This is a genomic window from Niastella sp. (genome assembly GCF_045805085.1).
Taxonomy (GTDB): Bacteria; Bacteroidota; Bacteroidia; order Chitinophagales; family Chitinophagaceae; genus Niastella.
In genome coordinates, this window is sequence record NZ_JBJMLX010000021.1 from 1 (window position 1) to 8,794 (window position 8,794).

Consider the following 8,794-nt stretch of genomic DNA (forward strand, 5'->3'; position numbering starts at 1 on the left):
AATTGTATTACTACCTCAAAAACAGCTATTTAAAAATAAATCGACCGGCGCTGTAACCTTTCACGCACTCACCATCTCTATTCTTTGATGAGCCTTACTATTAAAATCATCAAAAAGTAAATTTTATGGAAACAGCAGCATTAACCTCACACAACGTACACCGTGTTTTTACACTGTTGAAATTCACATTCGGGCTGGTACCCATTATAGCCGGGTTGGATAAATTCACCGACCTGTTAACAGACTGGGACAAATACCTGAACCCTTCTATTGCACAAATGCTTCCTTTTAGCCCACATACATTTATGATGATCGTTGGGGTAATTGAAATTGTTGCGGGACTGATCGTTTTGGCCCGGCCTGCCATTGGCGCTTATATAGTAATGGCCTGGTTGATATGTATCGCATTACAGTTGATTATCGGCAAAGGCTATTTTGACGTAGCAGTGCGTGACCTGGTAATGGCCATGGGCGCTTATTCGCTGGCACAATTAGCCCGTACAGAAGCTCAACCCAAAGTACGGGAAAGCAGTGGCGTGCAATTCTCGGGAGGCCAGGCATTAAACCATTAATTGGTAAATTTGTAATATAGCATTCAACATGATAATCAAGAGCGTTCAGCAATATACCGATGTAGCCATCATTGAGCAGGTATTGGCGGGCAATACCGCTTTATTTGAAATTATCATCCGCAGGTATAATCCTTATCTGTATAAAGTGGGAAGAAGCTATGGCTTTAACCACCAGGATACGGAAGACCTGATGCAGGAAACGTTTATCAATAGCTATGTGAACCTGAAACAATTTGCTGAACGCTCTTCTTTCAAAACCTGGCTTATTACGATCATGCTTCATCAGTGTTATCGAAAAGCACACAAATTCAATTATCTCAAAGAGCAAACAGCGGATCTTTTACCCGACAATTCATCGTTTATGTTTTTACCAAAGAACCACAGCAACACCGATGATGCAGTCCTTAGCAGAGAATTTAATAAAGTGGTAGAAGCCTGCCTGCAACAACTTCCCCAGGAGTATAGAACTACTTTTGCGTTGCGCGAGTTGGCGGGATTAAGCGTTGCAGAAACGGCAGGCGCCATGAACACTTCCGGCACCAATGTAAAAGTAAGATTGACCCGGGCCAAAGCCATGCTGCGGAAAGCCATTGAAAAAACGTATTCAACCGAAGATATTTATGAGTTTAACCTGGTTTGCTGCGACCGCATTGTAAACGGCGTAATGAAACGGATATCAGCATTGAGATCATAATTCCTTCTACAGACTGCATTCATTTTATGCGCATTTTTCTGTAAATTGCAGGCACTGTTTTCCCCTATACAACAGCTCCCTATAACCGCCCTGCTGCCCTTATTATTATAATTTACCCCAGCTTGCCAAAAAACCGGCTTCTTTCGGGAGTCACGGATAGCTATACCCATAATATAAACCTTAGATATTATCCTATAGAATATGTGCATTTTGATTATCGAATCTGAACAAGCAGTTATAAAAGAACTGGAGTACATTTTAAAGGGAATAATTCCTGAAGCAACGATCAGCCATTGCAGTGATATCCGCGCAGCCAGGACCTGGTTTCGGAAAAACACCCTTCCCCGGTTGGTATTTTCTGCAATCACCTTTCCCGATGGATTGAGCTTTGATCTATTTACATCGCTCAAGACCAGTCCACCAGTGGTTTATATGAACGCCAACGACCGGTTTGCACTGGAAGCTTTCAGGCAAAACGGGATATATTATTTATTAAAACCATTGGATAGAACTGAAATAGAAAAAGCGGTTTTCCGGTACCGGTATTTACTAGCTAAAGAAACAGCGCCTTTGGTTGAAGAAATTCAGGGAGAGACTAACAACAGGTTCCAGGACCGCTTTCTGGTCACTGTAGGGAATCAGGTAAAACTGGTGAAGGGGGAAGAAGTGGCTTATTTCTTTTCAGAGCAGAAAATAGTGTACCTCATTACTTTTGGCGGTAACAAATACCGTACGGGTTTTACGCTCGAACGGTTGGAACAATTACTAAACCCCGCTCATTTCTTCCGCATCAACCGCCAGTTCATCATTCATCTTTCGGCTATCGTAAAAATGATCCCGGCCAGCAAATCACGGCTGCAAGTGGTTTTGCAACCCAATACCAACTATAATACCATTACCAGTTTTGGCCGTACAGACCCTTTTTACAACTGGCTGCTGGGTGGCTTTAGCATGACTTAAACAAACGGTATCGGGTAGATGAACAACCAGCCGCAATAAATGCCCATTCGGTTATCAATATTTACCAATGGGTAATTTCCGGCAGTTCAAAAACCATTCAAGCACAGTAATTGAGTTCTAAAATTGCCTTGATCAAATATCAATTAATCACCCAAAAGAAAACGAACAGTGAAAACCAATATCCTTACGCCGCTTGCTTCAAGCGCCTCTCCTTTTAAAAACAGGTATTCATTCTTTCTTGCACTTTTCATCCTGTTCAGCGCAAGCTGTACCTACGACAAAAAAGAGCTGTTGAACCCGCCTAAACAAAATGCCTGCGACACACTGAATGCTACTTTTGCCACGGTAAAGTCTATCATAACGACCAAATGCAGTTCTTCCCGCTGCCACGGCGCCGCTGCCGCCAAAGGAGGAGTTATTCTGGAAACCTATGATCAGATAAAATCAAAATCAGACCGTATTAAACAAAGGGCCATTATCGAAAAAACGATGCCTCCTGCTGCCCCACTCAACACGCATGATATAGCCGTTTTACAATGCTGGTTCGATTCCGGCATGCCCAATAATTAAAGTAAAAGAAATATATACCACATGAAACATTCTATTATGCTGGCAGTATGCCTGCTTGTTACTGCATTTGCCTTTTCGCAGAAAAAATACTTCACTAAATCAGGACAGGTCACCTTTAACGCCGGCACTTCGGTAGAAGACATCGATGCCACTAATGGCGCAGCCGTGAGTGTGTTTGATGCCGCTACCGGTCAAATGGAATTTGCCGTGCTCATAAAAGGATTTGAATTTAAAAAAGCATTAATGCAGGAGCATTTTAACGAAAATTATATGGAGAGCGACAAGTATCCCAAGGCCCTGTTCAAAGGAAAGATCGTGAATCTCGACAAAATAAATTTTCAGCAAAATGGCGTTTATCCGGTAACCGTTAAGGGGCAGCTGGATATGCACGGCGTAAAGAAGGACGTTGAAACAACCGGCACCATGAAAGTGAACGGGGATGCCGTTGCGTCTACCGCCGGCTTTACCGTATTACTGGCTGATTATAATATCGCCATTCCCTCGCTGGTTAAAGACAAAGTATCGAAATCAGTGAACATAAAAGTAAACTGCAATTATAACCCGCTTGGTAAATAAAAACTAACAAATGAGAAAATTATTAGTGGGCTTTTTATTTGTAGCTATTTCTGTTGGAGTACAGGCGCAGGAGTTGTTGTCAATGATCGACAACAAAGAAGAAAAAAAGAAAGAATTCGTCAGCAATGCGTTTAAATCGAGCCGGGTTATAAACGGCCATTCCATGGAATTTATCGGCAAGGGCGTGCTCGATGTGCGCATTCTGCACCGTTTTGGCGAAGTGAATTCAGGCGCCAACAACCTTTTTGGTCTTGATGAAGCCAATATGCGACTGGGTTTTGATTATGGCCTCAGTAACCGGTTAACCGTTGGGGTTGGCCGCAGCACGGCAGGCAAGGAGTTGGATGGATTCCTGAAATTCAGACCAGTTTGGCAATCAACCGGTCCAGGTTCATTTCCATTTTCCATTGTGCTGGTAACCGGAATGACAGTAGGCACAACACCCTGGGCCGATACCAGTCATAAATATAACTTCAATCATCGCATGGCGTTTTACAATGAAGTGATCATTGGAAGAAAATTCAGTGAACAGTTCAGCTTGCAGGTGTCACCCATTTTTATCCACCGGAACCTGGTTGACCTGGCAACTGATGAAAACAACGTATATGCCATTGGCGTAGGTGGCCGGTTTAAATTATCCAAACGGGTGGCGTTTGTGGCCGACTATCATTACATCGCCAAAGGGCTTGATAAAAAAATATACAAGGATCCATTATCCGTTGGTTTTGATATTGAAACCGGCGGGCATGTGTTCCAGCTTCATTTCTCCAATACTACGGGCATGAACGAGAAAGCATTTATCACCAATACAACCGGCGACTGGGGAAAGGGCGAAGTGCGGTTTGGGTTTAATTTGTCGCGCGTTTTTTCGATCAGTAAAAAATAACAGGCTTAGTGTCCAGGTGTAAAAACCGTCCGGGTCTTATAAAAGGGCATTCCATTTGGAGTGCCCTTATTCGTTTCAGATCAAAACAAAAACTTCGGCGTTCCCAGATCCAGCGGGCCTTCCCCGGGCCAGGGGCCGTCAGGGATCTGGAGTTCGGTATGCGGCCAGGCCACCCAGTTATGCCGCGGAATGGCAGCGGCCGTAGCCAGGTTTTGCAATACGATCTGCAGATCATCCATTCGCCATACATCGTTATTGGGGTCGTCGGCAGAACCAGCCGAAGCGTCAATCGCTTCCTGCCCTGTGCGCGATAACACAACGGTAGAACAGGGCGGGCTCCAGCAACCCAAGCCCCCAAATACAGCCTGCAGCCTCGCCGCCACCTCAATGCCGCCTACAGAATCCATGGTCACGGTACAGGCAACCGGTTTACCGAAGAAAGCCGGTGTATTTTCAAAAGCGGTAGTTACTTCAATAAACCGTTGCAAGGGCGAGCTCCAGTTATTCCAGTATACCCCGCTTATCACCAGGAAGCCATCGCAGCCAGCCAGCAACTCATACACTTCCCTGATCGTTGGCAATGGATCGGTAAGGGTTAGCACAGTTGCCTGTTGTTGCAACCCGTTCAGCAGTTGCACAGCTTGTTTTGCCACAGCGCCTGAATTACCGGCAGCGCCCCGAAGCGAGCCATTGATGATCCCGATATTTTTAGCAGTGGTTGTCATTAGGTTTAATTCTAATACGCCTCAAATTACTATAATTGGTTAGAACAGTTGTTTATATTTGAGAAAGCGGCCTTAACCAAACATCTCAATAATAACCATGCAAAAAATTTTTATTTATACCTGCCTGCTGTTTTCGTTTTGCCAGGCAATGTATGCACAGGAAAAGCCAACCATCATCCCTTTTGAGCTCACGGCTTATAACAACCTGAGCATACAGGCGGTGCTAAATGGGAAGGATACCCTCCATTTAATGTTCCATACAGCAGCCAGCTCGGTGATGCTGATTGAAGAGCGTATACAAAAGTTAACCAGTTTGCATTTTAGCAGAGTCGACACGGTAAAAAGTTGGGGTGGCGGCGGCACCTCCCGCTATAGTGAGAACAATACCCTGCAAATTGGCTCGCTTACCCGCGAACATGTACCCATCTGGGAAGACAAGTACTCTGGCTTTGGAACAGACGGCAAGTTTGGCCTCGGATTATTCAAAGACAAAGTCATCGAAATAGATTTCGACAAAAAAGTAATTGTCCTGCATTCCAGCCTGCCCGCTAAAACACAGCATTATACGAAGCTAAAAGCCGAATTCAAAAATGATAATTTGTTTGTGGAAGCAGTCTGTAAAACCGACAGTCAAACTATTACTAACCGGTTCCTCCTGCACTCCGGTTATTCCGGCAGCCTGCTGCTCGATGATCAGTTTGTGGCCAGCAATAAGCTGGGCGATCAGTTAAAAGTGATCGATACCAAAGAAATGAAAGATGCCTTTGGTAATGTAATGAAATTACAAAAGGCCATTTTACCCCGTTTTATCCTCGGTAATACTACATTAACCAACGTACCGGCAGGATTCTTTGAAGGAGCGATCGGCCGTCAAAAGATAAGCAGCATTGGCGGCGACATCCTGAAACGGTTCAACATCATCATCGACGCATCGCGCACATTTGTATATTTAAAACCGAACAAGCTGAAAAGAAGCCCATATTATAGTTAACCAATGACAAGATAAACCACTCCCCTGCCTGACATCATATTCCCCGTCGTGCTTGAGATGTACCTTCATTTTCACATGAGAAATATCATTATATTGCTCCTGGTTGCCTCATTGGCAGCCTGTAAACAATCATCATCTACTATGAATACCTATAAATGGCCGGCGGATGTTAAACCACCCATGGCGGAAAAGGAACCGAAAGAATTTATTGCGCATGGCGATAAACGCATTGACGACTATTACTGGTTGAACCAGCGTGAAAATCCCAAAGTGCTCGACTACCTGAAAGCTGAAAATACTTACCTCGACACGATGATGAGCGGCACAAAGGACCTGCGGGAAAAACTATACAATGAAATGAAGGGCCGCATAAAAGAAAAAGACGAGTCGGTGCCTTATAAAGACAATGGCTATTGGTACTACTCCCGTTTTGAAGAAGGCAAACAATACCCCTTCTACTGCCGTAAAAAAGAAAGCCTGGACGCACCCGAAGAGATCATGCTCGACCAGAATAAACTCGCGGAGGGGTTCAAATACTATTCCATCGGCAGCAAGGCTGTGAGCGATAACAACGAGCTGCTGGCCTTTACGGTAGATTCTGTGAGCAGAAGGCTCTATGGACTGCAGATCAAAGATCTGGCGACTGGCATGATATACCCTGAAATTATTCCCAATGTAGAGGGCGATAATGTGTGCTGGGCTGCTGATAACAAAACCATTTTCTACGCCAAAAAAGATGTGACCACGTTACTTCCTTACCAGATCTGGCGGCATGAACTGGGTACCGAACCTTCCAAAGATGTGATGGTATACGAAGAAAAAGACAATCGCTACTATATTGGTGTATACCGTACAAAATCGAAGAAGTACATTGGCATATATTCCAGCATGAACGAGGTATCAACCGAATTCCGCCTCCTGGAAGCAGTTCATCCTGCCGGCGCCTTCAAAGTATTCGAACCTCGCAAAGAAAATTTCCAATACAGCATCGAACATTTTGATGATAAGTTCTATGTATTGACCGACTGGGATGCGCCCAACTTCCGCCTGATGGAAACACCGGAGACAAATACGTCAAAAGAGCACTGGAAGGAAGTGATTCCACACCGGAAAGATGTATACATCTCCAACATGGTGTTGTTTAAAAATCACCTGGTGCTGAGCGAAGTGAAAGACGCCCTGAACCAGTTGCGCGTCATTAACCAAACCGATCACAAAGATTATTACATCACCTTTCCCGAAACTGTATACGCCGCTTTTCAACAGGTAAATCCTGACTATAATACAAACATCCTGCGGCTCTCCTATACATCCATGACAACACCCCACTCTATCTATGATTTTAATATGGATACGCAACAGCGTGAGTTGAAAAAACAAATAGAAGTGCTGGGCGGGTTCAAACAGGAGGATTATGCGGCTGAGCGCTTATGGGCCACTGCGCGGGATGGCGCCAAAGTGCCCATTTCGCTGGTATATAAAAAAGGATTGAAGAAAGACGGCAGCAACCCTTTATTACTGTACGCCTATGGCTCTTACGGTAACAGCATCTCCCCGGTTTTTAACAGCAATATCATCAGCCTGCTCGACCGGGGCTTTGTATATGCCATTGCGCATGTGCGGGGCGGACAGGAAATGGGCCGCGCCTGGTACGACCAGGGCCACCTGTTTAACAAGAAGAATACTTTCTTCGACTTTATTGATTGCGGTGAATACCTCATTAAAGAACATTATACAGCTCCGGCACACCTGTACGCCAATGGCGGCAGCGCCGGTGGTTTGCTGATGGGTGGTATTGTCAACTTCCGCCCTGATCTCTGGCATGGCGTAGTGGCCGATGTGCCCTTTGTGGATGTGATCACTACCATGTCTGACCCCAGTATACCACTCACTACCGGCGAGTACAAGGAATGGGGCAACCCCGCAGACAGCGCCGAATATTTTTACATGAAATCCTATTCGCCGTACGATAATGTAGAAAAGAAAGCATACCCAAATATGCTGATAACAACTGGTCTCCACGATTCGCAGGTGCAATATTTTGAACCGGCCAAATGGGTGGCCAAAATGCGGGAATTGCATACCGGTAACAACAAGATCCTTTTTAAAATTAATATGGATGTAGGCCATGGAGGCGCTTCAGGCCGTTTCGATTACCTGAAAGACAAAGCCTGGCAGTATGCTTTCTTCCTGGCACTGGAGAATAAGCTTGATTGATAGTTTTAGTACTGGTTTTTATTGGCTGATTTCTTCTCGTCTGTCAGAATTTTCTCAGCCCATGAAATTCTTTCGCCCAAAGGTTCCTGAGCGTATTGGTAAAAGGCTGCTTCCAGTCTGTGGATAATCTTGTCTGACAGTAACCAGTTCTTTAACTCATGGTTGTTATTCTTATGACTAAAGATGAATGGGCTTTCGTAAAAGATGAAATCAGCCAAATGTTTTGTAGCGGCCTTACTCGTGTTTATTTCCCAAATGCTCAATAACTCACTGAAGTTTGAATAAAACCGGGCACACACATAGAAGTACTCCACGAAAAAATCCTCAGTGTTTTTCGTGGAGTCTTTTAATATTTCTTTCCAAAAGACCAGCATGTATTCCTGAATGACATCCTTTTCATCTTTGTCCCATGTTTCCCATTTCCCATATTCCAGTTTATCGAATATTCTGCTAAAATCATGAGAGCCGTCGTATGATGCGGTCAGCTCCAATATCCTTGGCAAAAAGTGCTTATAATCATTTACCTCACCCCAGGTGGTTATAGCCCTGCCAGTGAACTCGCGTAAATCATCAGCAGATAAATGTTTAAGCGGTTTTGAGAAT

The 8,794-nt window shown here is 44.5% G+C and carries 10 protein-coding genes; 8 read left to right on the top strand and 2 right to left on the bottom strand.

The annotated features are described in order from the left end of the window. Window positions 1-125 precede the first annotated feature (125 nt). The 6 genes from ACJ751_RS01025 (at window position 126) to ACJ751_RS01050 (ending at window position 4,258) form a co-directional block, all read left to right on the top strand. Window positions 126-572, top strand: coding sequence for a hypothetical protein (locus ACJ751_RS01025; protein WP_407743506.1), 447 nt, complete (start codon window positions 126-128; stop codon window positions 570-572). Between the two features lie 28 nt (window positions 573-600). After that, window positions 601-1,266 (top strand): sigma-70 family RNA polymerase sigma factor, encoded by a 666-nt coding sequence (locus tag ACJ751_RS01030; RefSeq protein ID WP_407743507.1) that lies wholly within the window; start codon window positions 601-603, stop codon window positions 1,264-1,266. Window positions 1,267-1,467: 201 nt separating this feature from the next. Further along, window positions 1,468-2,226, top strand: coding sequence for a LytR/AlgR family response regulator transcription factor (locus tag ACJ751_RS01035; protein WP_407743508.1), 759 nt, complete (start codon window positions 1,468-1,470; stop codon window positions 2,224-2,226). A 168-nt stretch (window positions 2,227-2,394) separates the two neighbouring features. Next, the gene (locus tag ACJ751_RS01040) at window positions 2,395-2,796 is read left to right on the top strand and encodes a hypothetical protein (protein ID WP_407743509.1); all 402 of its coding nucleotides are present in this window, start codon (window positions 2,395-2,397) and stop codon (window positions 2,794-2,796) included. A 21-nt stretch (window positions 2,797-2,817) separates the two neighbouring features. Further along, the gene (locus ACJ751_RS01045) at window positions 2,818-3,372 is read left to right on the top strand and encodes a YceI family protein (RefSeq protein ID WP_407743510.1); all 555 of its coding nucleotides are present in this window, start codon (window positions 2,818-2,820) and stop codon (window positions 3,370-3,372) included. Window positions 3,373-3,382: 10 nt separating this feature from the next. Beyond that, a complete protein-coding gene (locus ACJ751_RS01050) occupies window positions 3,383-4,258 on the top strand; it encodes a DUF5777 family beta-barrel protein (RefSeq protein WP_407743511.1) in 876 nt (291 codons plus the stop codon). Between the two features lie 80 nt (window positions 4,259-4,338). Here the strand turns inward: ACJ751_RS01050 and ACJ751_RS01055 are convergent, their stop codons facing one another. Beyond that, window positions 4,339-4,983 carry an NAD(P)H-dependent oxidoreductase gene (locus tag ACJ751_RS01055; protein WP_407743513.1) on the bottom strand — a complete coding sequence of 215 codons (645 nt, stop codon included), beginning with the start codon at window positions 4,981-4,983 and terminating at the stop codon, window positions 4,339-4,341. A 97-nt stretch (window positions 4,984-5,080) separates the two neighbouring features. Here ACJ751_RS01055 and ACJ751_RS01060 point away from each other — a divergent pair, with 97 nt between their 5' ends. Both ACJ751_RS01060 and ACJ751_RS01065 read left to right on the top strand, forming a co-directional pair. Beyond that, the gene (locus ACJ751_RS01060; protein ID WP_407743514.1) at window positions 5,081-5,974 is read left to right on the top strand and encodes a hypothetical protein; all 894 of its coding nucleotides are present in this window, start codon (window positions 5,081-5,083) and stop codon (window positions 5,972-5,974) included. Between the two features lie 75 nt (window positions 5,975-6,049). Continuing rightward, complete coding sequence (locus tag ACJ751_RS01065; protein WP_407743516.1) at window positions 6,050-8,191, top strand: S9 family peptidase; 2,142 nt, start codon at window positions 6,050-6,052, stop codon at window positions 8,189-8,191. A gap of 5 nt (window positions 8,192-8,196) precedes the next feature. Here ACJ751_RS01065 and ACJ751_RS01070 read toward each other — a convergent pair. Beyond that, window positions 8,197-8,794 (bottom strand): hypothetical protein (locus ACJ751_RS01070; RefSeq protein ID WP_407743517.1); only part of this gene is annotated, 598 nt, incomplete at its 5' end.

What these genes read in the sequence shown, in the direction of transcription:
- ACJ751_RS01035 (WP_407743508.1), top strand. Translation starts at nt 1,468, where the DNA reads ATGTGCATTTTGATTATCGAATCTGAACAAGCAGTTATAAAAGAACTG.
- ACJ751_RS01045 (WP_407743510.1), top strand. Translation starts at nt 2,818, where the DNA reads ATGAAACATTCTATTATGCTGGCAGTATGCCTGCTTGTTACTGCATTT.
- ACJ751_RS01060 (WP_407743514.1), top strand. Translation starts at nt 5,081, where the DNA reads ATGCAAAAAATTTTTATTTATACCTGCCTGCTGTTTTCGTTTTGCCAG.
- ACJ751_RS01030 (WP_407743507.1), top strand. Translation starts at nt 601, where the DNA reads ATGATAATCAAGAGCGTTCAGCAATATACCGATGTAGCCATCATTGAG.
- ACJ751_RS01050 (WP_407743511.1), top strand. Translation starts at nt 3,383, where the DNA reads ATGAGAAAATTATTAGTGGGCTTTTTATTTGTAGCTATTTCTGTTGGA.
- ACJ751_RS01055 (WP_407743513.1), bottom strand. Translation starts at nt 4,983, where the DNA reads ATGACAACCACTGCTAAAAATATCGGGATCATCAATGGCTCGCTTCGG.
- ACJ751_RS01065 (WP_407743516.1), top strand. Translation starts at nt 6,050, where the DNA reads ATGAGAAATATCATTATATTGCTCCTGGTTGCCTCATTGGCAGCCTGT.
- ACJ751_RS01025 (WP_407743506.1), top strand. Translation starts at nt 126, where the DNA reads ATGGAAACAGCAGCATTAACCTCACACAACGTACACCGTGTTTTTACA.